18 protein-coding genes and 1 riboswitch are annotated in these 19,187 nt (G+C 47.6%); of the genes, 12 read left to right on the top strand and 6 right to left on the bottom strand.

Translation table 11 applies throughout. The features are described 5' to 3' along the window. Positions 1-70: 70 nt before the first annotated feature. The 6 genes from ACKKE8_RS30465 to ACKKE8_RS30440 all read right to left on the bottom strand — a co-directional run bounded on the left by ACKKE8_RS30465 (position 71) and on the right by ACKKE8_RS30440 (position 4,545). Positions 71-934, bottom strand: coding sequence for an ABC transporter ATP-binding protein (locus tag ACKKE8_RS30465; protein ID WP_409176278.1), 864 nt, complete (start codon positions 932-934; stop codon positions 71-73). A 176-nt stretch (positions 935-1,110) separates the two neighbouring features. Further along, positions 1,111-1,404 (bottom strand): YxcD family protein, encoded by a 294-nt coding sequence (locus tag ACKKE8_RS30460; RefSeq protein ID WP_409176277.1) that lies wholly within the window; start codon positions 1,402-1,404, stop codon positions 1,111-1,113. Then, positions 1,392-1,823: a hypothetical protein gene (locus ACKKE8_RS30455; RefSeq protein WP_409176276.1), complete on the bottom strand. Its 432-nt coding sequence runs from the start codon at positions 1,821-1,823 to the stop codon at positions 1,392-1,394. Before ACKKE8_RS30455 ends, ACKKE8_RS30460 begins: the two co-directional genes overlap by 13 nt. A gap of 149 nt (positions 1,824-1,972) precedes the next feature. Beyond that, positions 1,973-2,635, bottom strand: coding sequence for a methionine ABC transporter permease (locus ACKKE8_RS30450; protein ID WP_017246619.1), 663 nt, complete (start codon positions 2,633-2,635; stop codon positions 1,973-1,975). Next, positions 2,635-3,672, bottom strand: coding sequence for a methionine ABC transporter ATP-binding protein (locus tag ACKKE8_RS30445; protein ID WP_069849864.1), 1,038 nt, complete (start codon positions 3,670-3,672; stop codon positions 2,635-2,637). Before ACKKE8_RS30445 ends, ACKKE8_RS30450 begins: the two co-directional genes overlap by 1 nt. Before the next feature lie 42 nt (positions 3,673-3,714). Further along, positions 3,715-4,545: a MetQ/NlpA family ABC transporter substrate-binding protein gene (locus tag ACKKE8_RS30440; protein ID WP_409176275.1), complete on the bottom strand. Its 831-nt coding sequence runs from the start codon at positions 4,543-4,545 to the stop codon at positions 3,715-3,717. A 102-nt stretch (positions 4,546-4,647) separates the two neighbouring features. Further along, positions 4,648-4,750: riboswitch (SAM riboswitch) on the bottom strand. A 292-nt stretch (positions 4,751-5,042) separates the two neighbouring features. On the opposite strand from ACKKE8_RS30440, the gene ACKKE8_RS30435 reads away from it, so the two are divergent. The 12 genes from ACKKE8_RS30435 to fumC all read left to right on the top strand — a co-directional run bounded on the left by ACKKE8_RS30435 (position 5,043) and on the right by fumC (position 19,132). Beyond that, positions 5,043-5,549, top strand: coding sequence for a hypothetical protein (locus ACKKE8_RS30435; protein WP_409176274.1), 507 nt, complete (start codon positions 5,043-5,045; stop codon positions 5,547-5,549). 335 nt (positions 5,550-5,884) lie between these two features. Next, positions 5,885-6,241, top strand: a complete 357-nt coding sequence (locus ACKKE8_RS30430) for a Na-translocating system protein MpsC family protein (protein ID WP_173610495.1) — start codon at positions 5,885-5,887, stop codon at positions 6,239-6,241. 197 nt (positions 6,242-6,438) lie between these two features. Beyond that, on the top strand, positions 6,439-7,512 hold the full coding sequence (locus ACKKE8_RS30425; protein WP_409176273.1) for an ABC transporter substrate-binding protein: 1,074 nt from the start codon (positions 6,439-6,441) through the stop codon (positions 7,510-7,512). 187 nt (positions 7,513-7,699) lie between these two features. After that, positions 7,700-8,629: a nucleoside hydrolase gene (locus ACKKE8_RS30420; protein ID WP_409176272.1), complete on the top strand. Its 930-nt coding sequence runs from the start codon at positions 7,700-7,702 to the stop codon at positions 8,627-8,629. Between the two features lie 26 nt (positions 8,630-8,655). After that, on the top strand, positions 8,656-9,477 hold the full coding sequence (locus tag ACKKE8_RS30415) for an ABC transporter permease (RefSeq protein ID WP_409176271.1): 822 nt from the start codon (positions 8,656-8,658) through the stop codon (positions 9,475-9,477). 5 nt (positions 9,478-9,482) lie between these two features. Continuing rightward, positions 9,483-10,271 carry an ABC transporter permease gene (locus ACKKE8_RS30410; protein ID WP_409176270.1) on the top strand — a complete coding sequence of 263 codons (789 nt, stop codon included), beginning with the start codon at positions 9,483-9,485 and terminating at the stop codon, positions 10,269-10,271. Between the two features lie 15 nt (positions 10,272-10,286). After that, positions 10,287-11,348, top strand: a complete 1,062-nt coding sequence (locus ACKKE8_RS30405) for an ABC transporter ATP-binding protein (protein ID WP_409176269.1) — start codon at positions 10,287-10,289, stop codon at positions 11,346-11,348. 18 nt (positions 11,349-11,366) lie between these two features. Continuing rightward, positions 11,367-13,076: an adenine deaminase gene (locus ACKKE8_RS30400; protein ID WP_409176268.1), complete on the top strand. Its 1,710-nt coding sequence runs from the start codon at positions 11,367-11,369 to the stop codon at positions 13,074-13,076. A gap of 237 nt (positions 13,077-13,313) precedes the next feature. Next, positions 13,314-14,798: a lytic polysaccharide monooxygenase gene (locus ACKKE8_RS30395; protein ID WP_409176267.1), complete on the top strand. Its 1,485-nt coding sequence runs from the start codon at positions 13,314-13,316 to the stop codon at positions 14,796-14,798. A gap of 136 nt (positions 14,799-14,934) precedes the next feature. Beyond that, entirely contained in the window at positions 14,935-16,290 is a 1,356-nt protein-coding gene (locus ACKKE8_RS30390; RefSeq protein WP_409176266.1) for an MATE family efflux transporter, read from the top strand. Positions 16,291-16,463: 173 nt separating this feature from the next. Then, positions 16,464-17,141: an MgtC/SapB family protein gene (locus ACKKE8_RS30385; RefSeq protein ID WP_143276710.1), complete on the top strand. Its 678-nt coding sequence runs from the start codon at positions 16,464-16,466 to the stop codon at positions 17,139-17,141. A gap of 602 nt (positions 17,142-17,743) precedes the next feature. Further along, positions 17,744-19,132 carry a class II fumarate hydratase gene (gene fumC / locus ACKKE8_RS30380; protein ID WP_409176265.1) on the top strand — a complete coding sequence of 463 codons (1,389 nt, stop codon included), beginning with the start codon at positions 17,744-17,746 and terminating at the stop codon, positions 19,130-19,132. Positions 19,133-19,187 lie beyond the last annotated feature (55 nt).

Here is a 19,187-nt window from a genome sequence, read left to right as displayed (position 1 = left end):
TGTATAGCAAAAAGCCGGTTACACCGTAAAACGTGGTGAAAACCGGCTTTTTGCTGGCGGAATCTAAAAGTTATCTGGCTCCAACCAACTTGCGCTCTTCCGTGTGAACAGGTTGGGTAGTGTTTTCGTTTGATTGCTTTTGATCCATAGCGTGAGACAGCTCATAAGGGAGGCAGAGTGGTACACCCGTACGAGGATCAGTTAGAATGTCTGCTTCGATGTTGAATACCTTACGCAGCATTTCCGGCGTCATGACTTCAGCAGGGCTTCCCTCAGCGACAACGGTACCGCGAGAGATGGCAACCATGTGCTGTGCATAACGGGTAGCGTGGTTCAAATCGTGGACGACCATGACGATCGTACGATTTTCTTCGTCATTCAGCTTTTGCAGAAGCTTGAGAACCTCCAGCTGGTGAGCCATATCCAGGAAGGTCGTAGGTTCATCCAGGAACAGGATGTCCGTTCCTTGCGCCAGAGCCATGGCAATCCAGGCGCGTTGGCGCTGACCGCCCGATAGCTGGTCAACCGGACGATCATGGAAATCGGCCATGCCGGTCATGGAGATAGCCCAGCTTATGATCTCTTTGTCTTCCTTGGTCAAGGAGCCGAAGCCTTTTTGATGGGGGAAGCGGCCATAGGTAACGAGCTCAGACACGGTCAAGCCATCGGGTGCGGTTGGGTTTTGCGGCAAAATCGCCAGTTGCTTGGCGACTTCCTTGGTCGATTGCTGGTGGATCGATTTTCCGTCCAAAAATACTTGTCCGCCTGTTGGCTTCATAATCCGGGCGAGAGTTTTGAGGATCGTAGATTTACCAGAACCATTTGCACCGACAAGGGCAGTGATTTTTCCAGAAGGAATGCTGATGTTCAAGTCTTTGACAATGGAAAGCTCACCGTAACCGATGTCCAGCTTTTGCGTGTATAAGCGCTCCACAATGGGCCAACTCCTTTTTAAAAAAGTATGTACGTATATAATCAATCGTAGTAATGATAATCATTTTCACTAAAATAAAGTATATAACGTAATGAGGTCAAATTCAATAAGGAAAAAGCCAACCTGCTCACATGCGTGAACAAATTGGCCTTGGGTTAACAAATAATTATCCAGTGTTAGTAGGTGATGTGAGCGATGATCCCTTGTTCGTCGTCCAATACCAGCTCGATACCGGCGGAATAAGGGTTGCGCTGCATCTGGGTCTCCAGGTAGTAGCGAATCGCTTCAATCATATTCATCTCGACGAAGATTTGTTGGCGATCCATCCAGTGTACTTCAGCAGAAAAGCCGTATTCTTCGTCCCACATCAGTTCGACGGAGATGTCTTGTGGCTTGAGCTGCTTTTTGTAGGCTGCATGAATGCAGATCGCGTTAATGATATCTTGTTCGGAAAATGTTATCTTTTCCATGCGTTCAGTTCCTGTTCTTTCTCACGCTTGGTTTTGAAGTAGACGATCACTTTGCGGATCAGGATAATCACAGCGAGGATCGCCATCAGGTTGATCATGAAGCCAAGGATGGAGCCCAGAATACCCATGTCAGCGAACAGGGTTCCGAACAGCAAACCAGCCAGACCACCAATCATGAGACCTTTCATGAAACCGCCGCTTTTGCTTGCTGTAGCAGCAGGAGTTGTTGTACCTTTATTCGTTGAAGCATTTACATTTGTATCGGCTTTGTTAGGCGTTTGCGTGTTTGTAGGAGCCGTATTAGAGTTAAAAGATTTTTTCCCGGACTTATAGCCTTTCGCATCGGCATGATCAATGAATCCTCCGGCCGGAGCGAGTACGAGCATTACGGCAACCAACATCATGATGAGTTTTTTCATGTTATTTGAGTAGCCCCTCTCATTTAAATGACTTGTATATATAAGTCTACATGAATATCGGGCGGAATTCCAACGAACTTTCAGTGACGATCGGTCTAAATACCTACAAAAAAGCCCCTGACAAGCGATCATGTCAGGGGTTCTTCGTTTTACGCACTCTTTTTCAATTTTCGAGCTGCCCAGTTGCCCAGCGATTGAATGAGCTGGACCAAGACGACGAGGATAACGACAGTAATGATCATGACTTCGATGTCCCATTGCTGGTAGCCGTAGCGCAAGGCGAGATCGCCAAGTCCACCAGCACCAACTGCCCCGGCCATAGCAGTAGCACCAATCAAACCGATCGTCGCAATCGTCAGGCAGAGGACGATGCCAGGCCGTGCTTCACGGAGCATGATGCGAAAAATAATCTGCGTCCGGGATGCGCCCATCGCCTGGTACGCTTCGATAACGCCGCGATCTACGTCATGCAGGGCCGTTTCCATCAGGCGTGAGATGTAAGGCGAGGTATAGACGATGAGCGGCACAATTGCTCCTTCAATCCCAATCGAAGTGCCTACGATCAACTCCGTAAAAGGAATGATCGCAACCATCAGGATAATAAAAGGCAACGAACGCACAATGTTGATGATCGTATTCAGGGTGTGGTAGATGATTTTGTTCGGAAAAAGGTGATTCGCCTGTGTGATGACCAACAAAATCCCGAGTGGAATCCCGATCAGTGTCGCAATGAACAACGAAAACCCGACCATGATGACGGTCTCTTGCAGAGATTGCCCGAATACCGGAATCATTTCAATTAAACGCTCCATTAGCTCCGCACCTCCTCTGGTGACACAATATCTACGCGGTAGACGGATTCGCGCAAGAAGCGAATGCCATCTTGAATCGCCTGGTCTTCACCAGAAATGTGCAAAAGCAAAATGCCGAGCGCCGTTCCCTTAATGGTCGTAATCGAGCCGTACAACAGATTGGTGCTAATCGGAAAACGTGCAGAGAGTGTTCCTAGAACAGGATCGAGAGCGGCATCCCCGCGAAAGGCAACGCGAACAATTTTGGAAACGGGTCCGGTTTCTTTTATCTTGGACAAAATCTCCTGTGGTACCTGATCGTCAAAAACCGTTTTGATAAAATTACGGGTCGTTTGCTCTTGCGGATTGCTGAAAACATCCAGAACAGAGCCTTGCTCGATGACGACACCGTTTTCCATGATGGCTACCTGGTCGCAGATTTTTTTGATGACCTGCATTTCATGCGTAATGAGCACGATGGTCAGGTTGAACTTTCGATTGATGTCGAGCAACAGCTCTAGAATCGATTCGGTCGTCTGCGGGTCGAGAGCGGAAGTCGCTTCGTCACAGAGCAGGATTTCCGGATCAGTCGCAAGTGCACGAGCGATGCCCACCCGTTGCTTTTGTCCACCGGATAGCTGAGAAGGATAAGCGTTTGCTTTATCAGACAAGCCAACCAAGCCGAGAAGGTCTTCTACCTTGCGCTTAATGACATCTTTGGGGACGCGATTCATCCGCAAGATTTCCGCCACATTGTCAAAGACATTATAGGAAGAGAGCAGGTTGAAGTGTTGAAAAATAATCCCGATCTTTTTGCGAGCTTGCCGCAGCTCTTTTTCCTTGAGAGTCAGCATGTTCTGGCCATTGACGATCACAGAACCGCTGGTCGGCTTCTCCAACAGGTTGATGGTGCGGAGCAGGGTACTTTTCCCCGCTCCGCTAAAGCCGATAACCCCGTAGATTTGCCCTTTTTCCACCTGCAGGGATACGCCCTTCAATGCTTCTACCTGCTTGTTTCCTACTTGATACGACTTATGAATATCGGTTAGCTGTATCATAACGAGTTCTCCTTGTTGTTCTTGATGTTCCTGGCGTCGAGCTTACCAGGACGGCAGTACAGCTCCTTCAAAACGTTCGTCGATGAATTTTTTCACTTCTTCCGAACGGTAGATGTCTACCAGCTTTTTGACTGCTGGGTTGTCTTTGTTGGTTTCATTGGCTGCCAAGATGTTCACGTATGGAGAGTCGGCCGTTTCAGCGAAGATCGCATCTTTTTTCGGCGAGTAGCCAGCTTCCATTGCGAAGTTCGTATTAATCGAAGCGACTTCTACGTTGCTCAACGAGCGTGCCAGGAAAGCAGCCTCCAGCTCTTTGAATTGCAAATTTTTTGGATTTTCCACGATGTCCAGTGGTGTTGCATTATCGCCCACGCCATCCTTGAGCTTAATCAGGCCAGCTGCCTGATAGAGCAGCAGGGCGCGTGCTCGGTTGGTCGGGTCGTTTTGAATACCGACAACGCCGCCTGCCGGAATGTCCTCGACTTTTTTATGCTTGGTGGAGTACAGGCCCATCGGGTACGTCACCGTTTTTCCGACCTCGACAATTTTTGTTTTATGATCTTGATTGAACTTCGCCAAGAACGGGATGGTTTGGAAGCTGTTTACATCGAGATTACCTTTATCGAGAGCTTGGTTCGGCTGTACGTAATCGTTGAAAACGATGACTTCGACTTCGAGTCCTTTGCCTTTGGCGACTTCTTTCACTTTGTTGAGAATCTCTTCGTGCGGGCCGCCAGTGACGCCCACTTTGAGTGAGGTTTGTTCAGCAGCAGTGCCACCGTTAGCAGGTGCAGCCTCTTGTTTACCGCCGCAAGCCGTTACAAGCGATGCAGCGAGCAGTAGTGTAGTGAGTAGTAGACCAGTCTTTTTCATGAAAATACCCCTTTTCTCTGGATGTAAGATGGAAAAGAAAAAAGCCTCTTCCGACAGAAGAGGCGAAAACTGCGAGTATGTATCCACACTGCAACAATACCTCTCTTATCTGTCGGAATAAATTCCGCTGGATTTGGCACCATATCGTTTGCGATAGGTTGCCGAGGTGTCATAGGGCCAGTCCCTCAACCTCTCTTCATAAGAGATGTGCTATGAAATTTTAGCAAAAGAAAAACGTTAATCCTTATTCGAATAGTTGGATTATAACTTAGACCTATTTGGATGTCAAAGTTTTTTTCAAATGAATGTGATATTTGCGAAAAATGTGGTGATTCTACCTTCCTCTCGCATTACTCCTGTTCAACCACCACTCGGGCAGGATGAAAATCTATTGTGTTTCAAGTATTTACTATATTAATCCTTGAATTTCCATTTATTTCCATGTAATATACTTAACAGGGAGTTAATTCCAAATTACTAGTAAATGGAGGATTATTATGAAAAGATCTGTTAAAGGTACAATTGCAGCAGCTCTTTTACTTAGCAGTCTATCTATGGGATCTAGTGCTATGGCATCATCACCTGAAGCGGTTGTAAAACAAAAAAATCCAGAAAGTCACGTTACTGGAGACCAGGTTAAAGTTTCGGATACTTCTGCAAAATCTTTTTTAGAGTTATTGAAGCCGATGATTGCTAAAAGACCGATTGAAGACGTGCCTATTAAGAATGACAACACGGATTCTAAAAGCTTTGACATTCCAGAAGGTTACGGATGGGTTAAAGTGTATGTATATAATAGTGGAAGCTACGAGATCAAGGTGTCCGTTACTGATCCATCCGGTAAACAGAGAATGTTCTTTAGAGTACAACCTAATGGTGGGCAAAACTTTATGATTAGTAGCGAGGCTTGGGGAACTGGTTTGCATACAGTTGGGCTTTCGTCAGATGATAAAATGAACGGTACACTTGCAGTTAAAATAGCACAGAATCAGAATGAACTGTAGCATATAACTAAATACAAAAATCAATGATAAAACATCTCGTTTCACTGTCTAAGGTGAATCGAGATGTTTATTAATTTGCGTTCAATTCACCCGAAAGTGGGGATAGGAAAATAGTAAATTGACTTTTGTGACAGACCCAGTACAGAGAGAAACGTCCGCCGTGAGAGGAGTGAAGGGCAGTAGATATCGTATGTAATCCACTGTCCTGTAAATCCTAGAGTAGTTGGCGCAATTATATGAAATTGATCTAAATACGAATATTCTATTGAAGAATCAAAAAATCATATGTATAATGAGAGCGAATGAACCCGATGCCAGCTATCGCAGGTGATGACATGACTCTAGTGGACTCCAATGAAACCAGAAAAAAGCTGTCTGCCATCTATAATGAGATAGCAAAAGAGTTGTTCGGATTTGGAACGACTTTGCTCCGAGTCACGATTGAAAATCAGATGATTACGTTCCAAGCCAAGCATCGCCGCTCTCCACGCTCACAAGCGTTGGAAGGAGAAGCACCGGCCCTCAAGCTCGAAGTCGATTTTCGCATGTCCCTTCTTTATAAGAAGAAACTGAGAGAACGACTGGAAGAAGAGATGGGGTTGCCGTTGGAAGCTGTGCTGCGGGACTATGATGCGCCTACACAGTGGGCGATCACGAATGTTATTTTAGCTGAATCAGAACTGAATACCTGACGCAATCGTTCGGATTTTCTCTTTTGATCTATCTTAAGGGGAGACCGTAGACTTTGCGTAAAAACGGGTGTCACTTCTCTTTGTTTACGAAGAAAAGTGCTCTTGTTTAGAATGATACGTTCTAATCAAGGGTACTTTTCTTTTTATTGTTACACCATATTTTGTCATCAAATGAACCCAACTGGAGGAGAATTACGATGAAAAAATTACTTGCTGGAATCCTGTCTTTTTCTATGATGTCACTGGCTCTCGCTGGCTGTGGCAGCAATGATCAACCACAAGCGGGTGGGGCTGGCGGCGAAGCCAAGGGTGAGCCACAAAAGCTGGTCATCTCCACATGGGGCTTCTCCGAAGACTTTTTCCGCAAAGAAGTCTATGAGCCGTTTGAAAAAGAACATAACGTGAAAATCGTGCTGGAAATCGGGAACAACGCAGAGCGTCTGAACAAAATTCGCCAAGGAAGCTCCGATGTAGACTTGATCTACCTCTCTGACTACTATGCTCAGCAAGGGATTGAGAGTGGCGCATTTGAAAAAATCGACCGCAGCCGCATCCCGAATCTGGATCAAATTTACGATATCGCCAAAGCACCACTGGGCGAGGAGTACGGTCCAGCCTATACGATTGGCCAATTCGGGATTGCCTACAATCCAAAGCTCGTGAAAACCGAGATCAAGGATTGGAAAGACCTGTGGAACCCAGAGGTGGAGGGCAAGCTGACACTGCCAAGCATTACGTCCACAACTGGTCCGATGGTTCTCGACAGTGCTTCTGCGGTCGCGGGCAGCAAGGAATTTAATGAGGATCAAGCCTTCGCGAAAATGAAAGAAGTCAACCAAGGTGTAGTGAAGTTCTACGACAAGACCTCCGAATACGTGAACATGTTTGGACAAGAAGAAATCGGCGTAGGACCGATCATGGAAATGTACTTCAAAGATATCAAAGCGGCTGTTCCAGAAGCTGTTTTCGTACAACCTGCAAGCGGCGGATATGCGGTCATGAATACAGTTAACATCGTAAAAGGCTCGAAAAACAAAGCACTCGCAGAAGACTTCATCAACTACCAGCTGAGCAAGGAAGTTCAGGAAAAAACAGCAAAAGCAAAAATCGATTCCCCTGTAAACAAAACGGTTCAGCTGACAGAAGAAGAAGCAAAAGGCGTAACGTACGGGGAAGAAACTGTAAGCAAGCTGCGTATGATGGACATGAAATTCGTTAACGAGCACTCCAAAGCATGGATTGACCGTTGGAATCGTGAAATCACGCAATAACGAACGATAGAAAAACAAAGTCGAGGGTATAGACATTTGCGGATATACCCTCGTTTTTCAACGTATAGGAATTTATAAAATAAATTCCGGAGCGCATGAAAACATTCCGCTAAAACGCGGTCGCTCCACTTTGAATAGGCTTCGATAGAAGTTTTCTTATGAGGAATGAACGTGAGGAGGACCACTCGTGCAAAAAATCATTCTTGACGTGGATACGGGCATTGATGATGCGCTTGGCATTATTCTCGCTGTGAAGAGCGGGCAATTCGATCTGGTTGGCATTACTACGGTGAATGGCAACGTGTCGCTGCGAAAAGCCACAGAAAACACGTGCAAAATTCTCGATTTCCTGCAAGGCGGCGAGCAAATCCCTGTCGTCTGTGGAGCGTCTGAACCGCTGCTGCGGCCGTTGTTTTTCGAGCATGCCGTACATGGTGAAGATGGCTTGGGAGGTGCTCTGGCAGGCGTTCCGGTTTACAAGGAACCGACTGCTGGTTTTGCTCCTGATTTCATCGTGGAAAACGTACTCGCTCATTCAGGAGAGATTACGCTCATCATGACGGGGCCGCTGACCAATTTGGCGCTGGCAGTGAAAAAATGCCCGGAGCTTGTCCAACACGTCAAGGAAGTCATTTTCATGGGTGGAGTGGTCCGCGAGCATGGCAATGTGACGCCAGTTGCGGAGTATAACATGTACGTCGATCCAGAGGCAGCCAAGGTTGTGTTTCATGCCGGATTCCCGCAATTGACGCTGGTTGGACTGGATGTGACGCGAAGAGTGCTGCTGAACGAGGAGCATATTCGCGAGCTAGGAGATACACCGATGGGCGAGTACGTAAGACAGAGTACGTCAGATTACCTCAATCGCTATTTTCAGCGAAATGGCATCTATGCGTGCGCCATGCATGATCCATTGGCAGTCGCAGTCGCACTCGATCCGAAGCTGGTGAAAACGCAGAAGCTGTATGTAGATATTGAAACGAGAAGTGAGCTGTGTGATGGGCAAACGGTTTGCGACTTTCAAAACCGCCTGAAAAAAGAACCGAACATAAACGTCTGTCTGGACGTAGATGCAGATGCGTTCTTTGCGCGTTTTCTCGGCGCATTGAAAGCCTGACGATACCGTGAACAGGAGTTAATCAGATGAGAAAAACGGGTCTTTATTTATTGCTGTTGCCGGGTGTGCTGTTTTTGACGCTGTTCATGGTCATTCCGATCGTGATGACGATTGCATCCACCTTTTATCAAGATGGTAGCTTTACGATCCAAGGCTATCTTCAATTTCTTACCGACGCGTACTTCCTGAAAATTATGCTGACGACGCTGCAGGTCAGTCTGGTCACGACGATTGCGTGTGTTCTGATCGGTTTTCCTACTGCGTACTACATTTCCAAGCTGGGCCCACGCAAAAAGGGCATCTTGCTGGCATTGGCGATTTTTCCTTTGCTGACTAGCTCTGTCGTGCGGTCGTTCTCTTGGATGATTATTCTCGGAAAAAAGGGCTTATTGAACAGCTCGCTGCTTGCAATCGGGCTCATCGATAAGCCGTTGGAAATATTGTATACGCCGACTGCGATGATGATTGGTTTGATTCATCTGTTCCTGCCGCTGATCATTATTACGCTGGTAGGGGTGATGGAAAACATCGATCCAGATTTGCTGAAGGCGGCGGAAAGCTTGGGGGCTTCCAAGTTGACGGCCTTCTGGAAGGTCATTGTGCCGCTTAGTGTACCGGGACTCATCATCGGTAGCATCCTGGTGTTCGTCGGAAGCTTGACTGCCTACACCACGCCAGCCCTGCTAGGTGGAAAACAGCGGGTCATCTCCACGTTCCTGTATCAAAATGCGATTACGCTTAATGATTGGCATTTGGCATCTGTCATTGCCACGATCATGATTGTCATTACATTTGTTGTCATCTATTTCATGAACAAGCTGGCGACGAAATTAAATCCGAAGGGGTAGAAGCTATGCAGGAGAAAAATCGCGGGTTGGCCCTGTTTACCTCTCTCGTCTTTCTGTTTTTGCTAGGGCCGCTCATTATCATTTCTTTTACGTCGTTTGAGCCGGGGAACGTCTTGAAGTTTCCGCCGGAGGGCTTTTCCTGGCGGTGGTATGAAAATATTTTCAAGGTAGAAATGTTCATGACGACATTCAAGACGTCGATGTTCGTTTCTTTGCTAGGGAATCTCTTGGCGCTCTTGTTGGGGATTCCGGCAGCCTATGCGCTCAGTCGCTTTGATTTTCGCGGCAAGGGCATCTTGAATGGCATTTTCATCTCACCTGTCCTGATTCCGGGTATTGTTATGGGCTTTGCCATGCTGAAATACGTCATTGTCGTGTACAATTTGCCGATTTATGCGGGACTTCTCGTCGGTCATACGGTGCTGATGCTTCCGTTTATCATTCGCGTCATTGCATCGTCCTTGTCCAATTTTGACTTCGCCATCGAAGAAGCGGCGTTAAGCCTTGGGGCAGGTCGCCTCGAAACCTTTTTCAAAGTCGTCTTGCCGAATATTCGCTCCGGGATTATTGCTGCGATTCTGATCGCTTTTCTGGAGTCGTTCAACAACGTAGATATCTCTGTTTTCATGACGGGACCAGGGGTAAGCACGCTGCCGATCCAGATGTTGACGTACGTAGAAAACAACTTCGATCCGACGATCGCCGCGATTTCCGTGCTGCTCATGATTTTTACGGCTATTCTCATGTTCATCATTGAACGTCTGATGGGGCTTTCCTACTTTACAAAACGATAACGGAGGCATCAACTCATGGCATTGCTCACGCTGGAAAACGTATCGGTTGCCTATGACAATCAATATATTTTGCAAAACTTCAATCTCAATATTGAAAAAGGACAGCTCATCTCTTTGCTCGGTCCGAGCGGTTGCGGAAAGACGACGACGCTGCGTTTGATCGCGGGTTTTCTGGAAGCAAAAGATGGCCGTTTCATGTTTGAAGGAAAAGATTATACGCGCGTTCCAGTCAACAAGCGCAACTTCGGGTTTGTGTTCCAGAGCTATGCGCTGTTTCCACACCTTTCTGTATTCGATAACGTGGCATTTGGTTTGCGCCTGCGCAAGATCAATGAAACAGAGGTAAAGACCCGGGTGCAGCAAATTCTCGAAGTCGTGAGCCTCGGCGGCTATGAAAAGCGTTTCCCGAAGGAGCTGTCCGGTGGTCAAAGACAGCGCGTGGCGATTGCGCGGGCACTGGTGATTCAGCCTGACCTGCTCCTGTTCGATGAGCCGCTCAGTAACCTCGATGCCAACCTGCGGATCAACATGCGCGTAGAAATCCGTCGCATTCAGCAGGAGCTGGGGATTACGACTGTGTACGTATCGCATGACCAGGAGGAGTGCTTCTCCATCTCCGATCAGGTGGCGATCATGAACAAGGGTGTGATCGAGCAGCTCGACGATCCAGCTACGATTTTCAAATATCCGAAGACGGAGTTTATCGCTCGCTTTATTGGTTTTACCAATTTCATCGATTTCGCAGAGCGCGCTGAGCAGAACGGAGAAATCGCCTTGCGTGTCGGTGACCATCATTTTACCGCGTCCAAAAATCCGGGCACGGCGAATCCGTCCGGCAAGAAATGCGCAATGCGACCAGATGACCTCCTCGTGACGACAGAAGAGAGCGCCGAGCCGGGAATGAACCGTCTGCGCGGGACGGTAAAGGTAAGCACGTTTTTGGGACGCAGCTATCAATATGTCGTGGAAACAGAGTTGGGCGACTTCACGGTCAATCAGGAGATGGAGACGCCTTACAAGACTGGCCTAAACGTCAATCTGCTGTTTCCAAAAGACAAAGTGGTACTCGTGGACTAAAGACAGGAGGTTATTTTCGTGAAGGTCGATTTGTTGATTCAAGACGTTCAAGTGTTTAACAGCTATTTTAAAAAGTTCATCAAAGGAAACGTCGCTGTTTTGGATGAACGCTTCTTCTATATTGGTGAGCGCAGTACGGAAACGTTTGAAGCTGCCGAGATCGTGGACGGACAAGGCCGTTACATGATTCCTGGTCTGGTCGATATCCACTTGCATATTGAGAGCACGATGGTGACACCGGAGACGTTTTCCTATGGCTTGATTCAAAACGGAGTGACGACGATCGTACCGGAGCCGCATGAGATGGCCAATGTGTTCGGAATTGAAGGGATCAAAGAGATGATTCGTGCGAGCCGTGATTGTGTCGTTGATATGCTGTACGCGATCCCGAGCTCCGTACCAGCTACCTCGATGGAAACGACAGGTGGGTCTGTCGAGATTGCAGACATGGACGAGCTCTTGCGTTCCGAAGAGATCATTTGCCTCGGCGAAATCATGAATTACGTAGATATCATCAAGGACCCTGACTGCAAGACGAATCGCATCCTGGAGCATATCCGCAAGACGTATCCAAAGCTCGTCATCGAGGGGCATGTCCCGAAATTGCTCGATTTGGACCTGCATCGCGTCATTTATGCGGGGGTGGACTCTGATCATACGCACCAGACGCGTGAGGGCATGGAAGCGAGAATTGCAGCAGGCATGTTTCTGGAGATTCAAGAAAAATCGATGACGGATGAAGTCATGGACTTTTTTGTAAAGGAAGATGTTTCTGAGCATTTTTGTTTTGTGACGGATGATGTGATGACCGACTCTTTGGTCAATCGTGGACATTTGAACCATATCGTGAAAAAAGCCATTCAAATGGGCATGCTGCCAGAGCGCGCGATCTACGCAAGTACATTTACCCCAGCCAGACGTATGAACATGACGGATCGAGGGGCGATTGCTCCCGGCAAAATAGCGGACTTCCTGTTACTGTCTGATCTGCATGAACTCAAGATCGAACGCGTCTATAAAAATGGGAAGAAAGCTTACGACGTCAAGGAAGAGTACCGACAAGTGGTCAAAGAAAAGCAGTTTCCTGCGCATTTTTATGAGAGCATCAAGCTATCGCCGCTTACAGAGCAAGACTTCCACGTCACAGTAGATGTGCCGGACAATCGCTATCCATGTCGGGTCATGCTCGTTCAAAATGGTTCTACTTTTACAGAGGATCATCGTGGAATCGCTGAGGTGCGGGAAGGACAACTTTTGTGGGAAGAGAGCCCGTACGGCTTGATCGCCGTCTTTGAACGCTATGGCAAAAACGGTAACCGCGGCTATGGCTTGATCAGCGGCGATACGATCAAACGAGGGGCGGTAGCCACCAGCTATTCGCATGACAACCACAATCTCTTGGTTGTCGGACACAATCCGCACGATATGATGGTCGCAGCCAATGAAGTCATTCGCAACCAGGGCGGCTTTTACGTGGTGGAGGATGGCAAGGTGATCGCGAGCCTTCATTTGCCGGTTGGAGGCATTTTGACAGAGGAACCATTGGAAAAAACTGCAAAGGAAGTCGAACAACTTCGCCGTGCCATGGAGTCGCTCGGTTACGATCACTACAACCCGATCATGTCGATCAGCACGCATTCCTTACCAGTCAGTCCAGCCTTGAAGCTGACGGATCTGGGGTTGATCGATGTAAACGACGGGAAAATAGTTCCGTTGCTCTTGATGTGATAAAAGTTGCTTGCTGAGAATATTATTTTCGGCAGGCAACTTTTTTTGATCAAAAAGTCCCGAAAGAAGCATATAAATTTTTATGCATAGGTATACACTCCCGAATCATCTCCCTATTTTCTGACTGGAATTAGGGTATTTGGTAGGTTTTGGTTTAGGTATTCAGAATCTGTAATGCTGGAAAAATTTTCTGTAACATGGTATTCGATCCTAATCCAGAAAAGAGGAGATAAATAAATGGATAACGTAGGGTTGAGAAACAGACTGTTCAGTAAAGGGCTGTCGCTTTTGTTCATGCTGGCAATGATGCTGGTGGCGGGCGCAGCTACTCTCGTGTTCGCTGAGAAAGCCTCGGCTCACGGGTACATCGAATCGCCAGCGAGTCGCTCTTACTTGTGTAAGACGGGTCAAAACACAGGCTGCGGTCAAATCCAGTGGGAACCGCAAAGCGTAGAGGGAATCGGTTCGTTCCCACAATCTGGTCCTGCCGATGGTGAATTTACCGGTGCAGGCCGCTATCCTGAGCTTTACACACAAACAGCAGATCGCTGGACAAAGGTTACCTTGCAGGGTGGACAAAATGCGTTTACTTGGAATCTAACAGCCCCGCATAGTACAGCGGAGTGGAAATATTACATCACGAAAAAAGATTGGAATCCTAACAAGCCGCTTGCCCGAGCGGATCTTGAACTGTTCTGCTCGTTCCAGGACGGAGGGAAAAGACCGCCATTCACGGTAACGCATTCGTGCAATGTACCGACAGATCGTAGCGGTTACCACATTATTTTGGGTGTTTGGGAAATTGCTGATACGGGCATGGCCTTTTACCAGGCGATTGACGTGAATTTGATTAACACGGGAACAGGTGTCGTAGAAAAGCCTACTGTTCCAGGCAATGTGACTTCCGTATCGAAAACAGCTACAAGCATTGAGCTTAACTGGACGAAATCCGTGGCAACTGACGGAATCAAGCAATACGATGTGTATCGCGATGGCAAATTAATTGCCTCTACGAAAGAAACTGCGTACACGGACAAAGATTTGACGCCCGCTACCGCTTATAGCTACACCGTTGTGGCAGTCGATGGCAAAGGGAAAGAATCTAATGCTAGCAAAGCACTTACCGTTAACACAAAAGCAGAAGATATCGTGGATACAGAAGCACCGACTGCACCAGCAGGAATTATGACTCACCATCCAACAGAGACAGAAATCGACCTCATGTGGAGTCCTTCTCGTGACAATGTTGGTGTAGTGAAATACGAGGTGTACCGTGACGGTTCCCGCGTAGGGACAGTCGAGAAGCCTTCCTTTGTTGATAAAGGATTAACGGCAGGAACATCTTATACGTATACGATCAAGGCAGTTGATGCTGCAGGAAATATTTCCGAAGAGAGCGCACCTTTTGCTGCAAGCACAACGGAGAAAAAGCCTGAAGTACCAGGTGAAATCGCCGAGTGGGATTCCACTGCTGTGTATGTACAGAGCGACCGCGTCTTGTATGATGGACTGGAATTCGTAGCAAAATGGTGGGTAACTGGCGAACAGCCAGACCGTTCCGATGCGTGGAAACTGGTGAGCGAAGCCGTACTATCGTGGGATTCTGGCAAAGCGTATGATGGCGGAGCGCAAGTGAACTACGAAGACAAGGTTTATGAGGCAAAATGGTGGACCAAAGGCGAAGAGCCAGGGCAAGCCGATGTATGGAAGCTGGTTGAATAATGATGCAAAGCCCGGGTGATCTGCCTGGGCTTTTGTTTGTGTAAGTGCAACCACTATTTTGCCGATTCCTACTTGTTTTGATATACTTATAATTTGAACGATAAGCCCATCTTATAAGGTTAGAAGGAAATGAAAAATGAATGAAACCTATTCGCTAAAAGAAAAATGGCGACAGTTTTTGGCTGTTTTGCTTCCGATCTTGATATCACAGCTGGCGCTGTTTTCGATGACGTTCGCTGATACCATCATGTCTGGACATGCCAGTCCGACAGATTTGGCGGGGGTAGCGATTGGTGCTAGTCTATGGACACCTGTTCAAGCAGGCTTGACGGGGATTCTGATGGCTGTCATGCCGATGGTTGCACAGATGGTTGGGGCAGGGAAACGAGATCAGGTGTCTTACACGGTTATGCAGGCCTTATATTTGAGTGTGGGGATTGCGATCGGTGTCATCATCGTCGGTGGTTTGGTGCTTGATCCGATCCTGAACTGGATGCAATTGGAGCCTGAGGTGCGCACGATTGCTCGCGGCTTCCTGCATGCAATCGCTATTGGAATTATTCCGATGTTTCTTTATACGGTGCTCCGTTGCTTTATCGATGCATTAGGACAGACACGGGTAACGATGTTCATTACCCTGCTTTCGTTGCCGATTAACGTCTTTTTAAACTACGCCCTTATCTTTGGTAACTTTGGCTTGCCCAGGCTGGGTGGAATCGGTGCCGGGCTTGCATCTGGCATCACATACTGGTGTATTTTGCTGATTACTCTATTTGTCGTGAATCGCGTACACCCATTCGTTGAGTTCGGTTTGTTCTCTACATTTCACCGGATCTCGATGAAAGCATGGAAAGAGCTGCTGAAGCTGGGGCTTCCCATCGGATTTTCAATCTTTTGCGAGGTTAGCATTTTTGCGGCCGTCACTTTGTTTATGAGTGAATACAGCACGATTACGATTGCTGCGCATCAGGCGGCGATGAACTTCGCATCATTCCTGTACATGGTGCCATTGAGCATATCCATGGCGTTGACGATTGTCGTTGGCTTTGAGGTTGGAGCCAAAAGGTTTCGGGACGCGAAGCAGTACAGTTATTTGGGGATAGGTATCGCTCTAGGTATCGCCCTTTTGTTCGGAATCAGTTTGCTGATGTTTAGCGAGCAGGTGGCTGGTTTTTACACGACCGACATCGAGGTATTGGAGCTTGCCCAGCATTTCTTGATGTACTCGATCCTCTTCCTGATCTCTGATGCCGTAGCGGCACCTATTCAAGGGGTACTGCGCGGGTACAAGGATGTGACCGTTCCCTTTATCGTTGCGCTGATATCTTATTGGGTGATTGGCTTGCCTTTGGGATACATTCTGGCGAAATTCACTTCGCTTGCAGCATTCGGATACTGGATTGGTCTGATTACGGGATTGGCTGCTGGTGCCATCTTCCTTTTTGGACGTCTGCTGTCGTTACAGAAACGCATGATTCGCAGCCATTCATAAGGAAACAGATAAGCGGAAAATCCCTGATGTGGGGGTTTTCCGCTTTTTGCATGAAGAATGAAAGCCTCGTTTACACTAGGTGAAAGACGATATATACTTTCTATCATAGGTAATGGAAGATAACCTGACATCAAAGCAGATGGGGGGAGAAACTCATGTCACTCTCGGCATTCATGACGTATGATTTTTTGCTAAAACTAGGAGTCGCACTATTTCTGGGCCTACTGATCGGAATGGATCGACAGCTCAAGCACAAACCGCTTGGTGTAAAAACCAGTATGGTCATATCGGTAGCGAGCTGTCTCATTACGATTGTCTCCATTGAATCCGTGCATCGATTCTCCTTGCCTGGCCACACAAATATGGACCCACTGCGTTTGGCTGCTCAAATTGTGAGCGGTGTCGGTTTCCTTGGAGCGGGTGTTATTCTACGCCGGAGTAACGATGTGATTTCCGGGTTGACTACGGCTTCCATGGTGTGGGCTGCTTCTGGCTTGGGGATTGCTGTCGGGGCAGGGTTTTATTTTGAGGCAGTGACAGCAACCATACTCATCATTTTGGCGATTAATTTGTTCCCGATCATTCTTCGCTTGGTTGGTCCAGAATCGCTCAGACAAAGAGATTTGTCGATCAAGATTGTGGTCGAAGGCGGGGGCGATTTGGATTTGGTGTTCAAACAGATTAAGCACCTCGAACTGCAAGTGAAGCGGGTGAAGGTCAAAGACTTAGACAATAGTCTGCAAAAGCTGGAAATGATGATTACGGCATCGGAAAATACGTATACGACGGATATATACAGCTTGCTGAAGGCGGTTGATCATGTCGTTTCGGTAGAAGTAGAAAGCAGATAATAAGGAATACTAGAAGACGGAGGCCATGCGTGGCTTTCGTCTTTTTCATTTCAAGTGGCTGTCGTAAGGGAAGAAGCGCATTTCCAGTCTACGCTTCGGCCTACGCCCTGCAAGGGGGATTGACTGCACGCTTCGGAATAAATGGCGGGAGCGCTTCAAACGTAGAAGTTTCGAGGATGGGTTTCATAAGTGAAGCTGAAATTCCCCGCCATTTTTTCCTGCGCTAGGTAGGGCTCCAGAGGCGCTTGGACTGGAAATGCGCTTCTTCTACGCGGTTTTTTGTTAACTTCTTAGTGAACTCATGAAGTCTCCTTTAATTACTTACAAAACGTTGTAAAAGCTCCTACTACACATAAGTTGTACGTAAGCACTGTCACATGTCTGGAAGGAGACCGCCCGAACGAAGAGAGGATACAGGCGACTGGAAGACATGTGGCAGGGCTTCCCCCGACCACAACCGTTGGAGGGTAACATTATTTTTCCAGAAAAAACACTTCATTGCTTGATAACAAGAATGAAAATCATTATCATTTTAATGGAGAAGAACTGCTTCATTTCCTTTTTGACATAAGTAAAACGTTCGATATTGAGGAGGATGCGAGATGGAATTCAGAATTGAAAAGGACACGATTGGAGAAATCAAGGTTCCGGCGGATAAGCTGTGGGGCGCTCAAACACAACGCAGCTTCCAAAACTTTGAAATTGGCGAAGAAAAAATGCCACTTCCCCTGATTCGCATGTTTGCCATCCTGAAAAAAAGCGCTGCTCTGGCGAATCAAAAGCTGGGTAAGCTCGACGGTGAAAAGGCAGAAGCGATTGTGGCGGCCGCAGATGAAGTGATCCAAGGAAAATGGGATGAGCATTTCCCACTGGTTGTCTGGCAAACTGGCAGCGGCACGCAATCCAACATGAACGTCAACGAAGTCATTGCTCATCGCGCGAACCAATTGCTGCAAGAGAAGGGCAGCTCGGCTCGCATCCACGCCAACGATGATGTGAATAAATCGCAGAGCTCCAATGATACTTTCCCGACAGCGATGCACATGGCTGGGCTGGTCGCTATCGAGGAGCAAGTACTGCCTGCACTCCAGCTGTTAAAAGCAACACTGAAAGAAAAAAGCGAAGCCTATATGGATATCATCAAAATCGGTCGCACGCATTTGCAGGACGCTACTCCGCTGACGCTGGGCCAAGAATTCAGCGGTTGGGTACGCATGCTGGAAAAATCGGAAAAGATGATCAAGGAGAGCAATGAGTATCTGCGTGAGCTGGCGATTGGCGGTACAGCGGTAGGAACAGGCATCAATGCACATCCGCGCTTCGGTGAGATGGTCGCAGCAGAAATCAGCAAGGAAACCAACCACCAATTCGTGACCGCAGAAAACAAGTTCCACGCGCTGACCAGCCATGACGAGCTCGTTCATGTACATGGCGCCCTGAAAGCACTGGCTGCTGATCTGATGAAAATCGCTAATGACGTTAGATGGCTGGCGAGCGGCCCGCGTTGCGGAATCGGTGAACTTATCATTCCGGCGAATGAGCCAGGCAGCTCCATCATGCCAGGCAAGGTGAATCCGACCCAAAGCGAAGCGATGACAATGGTCGTATGCCAAGTGATGGGCAATGATGCTGCGATTGGCTTTGCTGCAAGCCAGGGGAACTTCGAACTGAACGTGTTTAAGCCAGTGATCATCTACAATTTCCTGCAATCTGCAAGATTGTTGGCAGACGCGATGAAGTCCTTCAACGACAATTGCGCAGTAGGCATCGAGCCTGATCTGACAGTGATCAAAGAAAACCTGAACAACTCGCTGATGCTGGTGACGGCCCTGAACCCGCATATCGGCTATGAAAATGCGGCAGCCGTAGCGAAGCTGGCTCACAAAGAAGGCATCACACTCAAGGAAGCGGCGATCAAGAGCAATTTGCTGACCGAAGAGCAATTCGATCAAGTCGTGCGCCCTGAACAAATGATTCATCCAAAAGAATAGGATCTTCATAAACAAAACCGATGGTCCCATGTTTGTGGCCATCGGTTATTTTTTT

Origin of the sequence: Brevibacillus fortis (genome assembly GCF_046196545.1) — a bacterium.
Classification (GTDB): Bacteria; Bacillota; Bacilli; order Brevibacillales; family Brevibacillaceae; genus Brevibacillus; species Brevibacillus fortis_A.
Note: the sequence above shows the minus strand (reverse complement) of the source record. Positions and strands in the feature narration are given on the sequence as shown.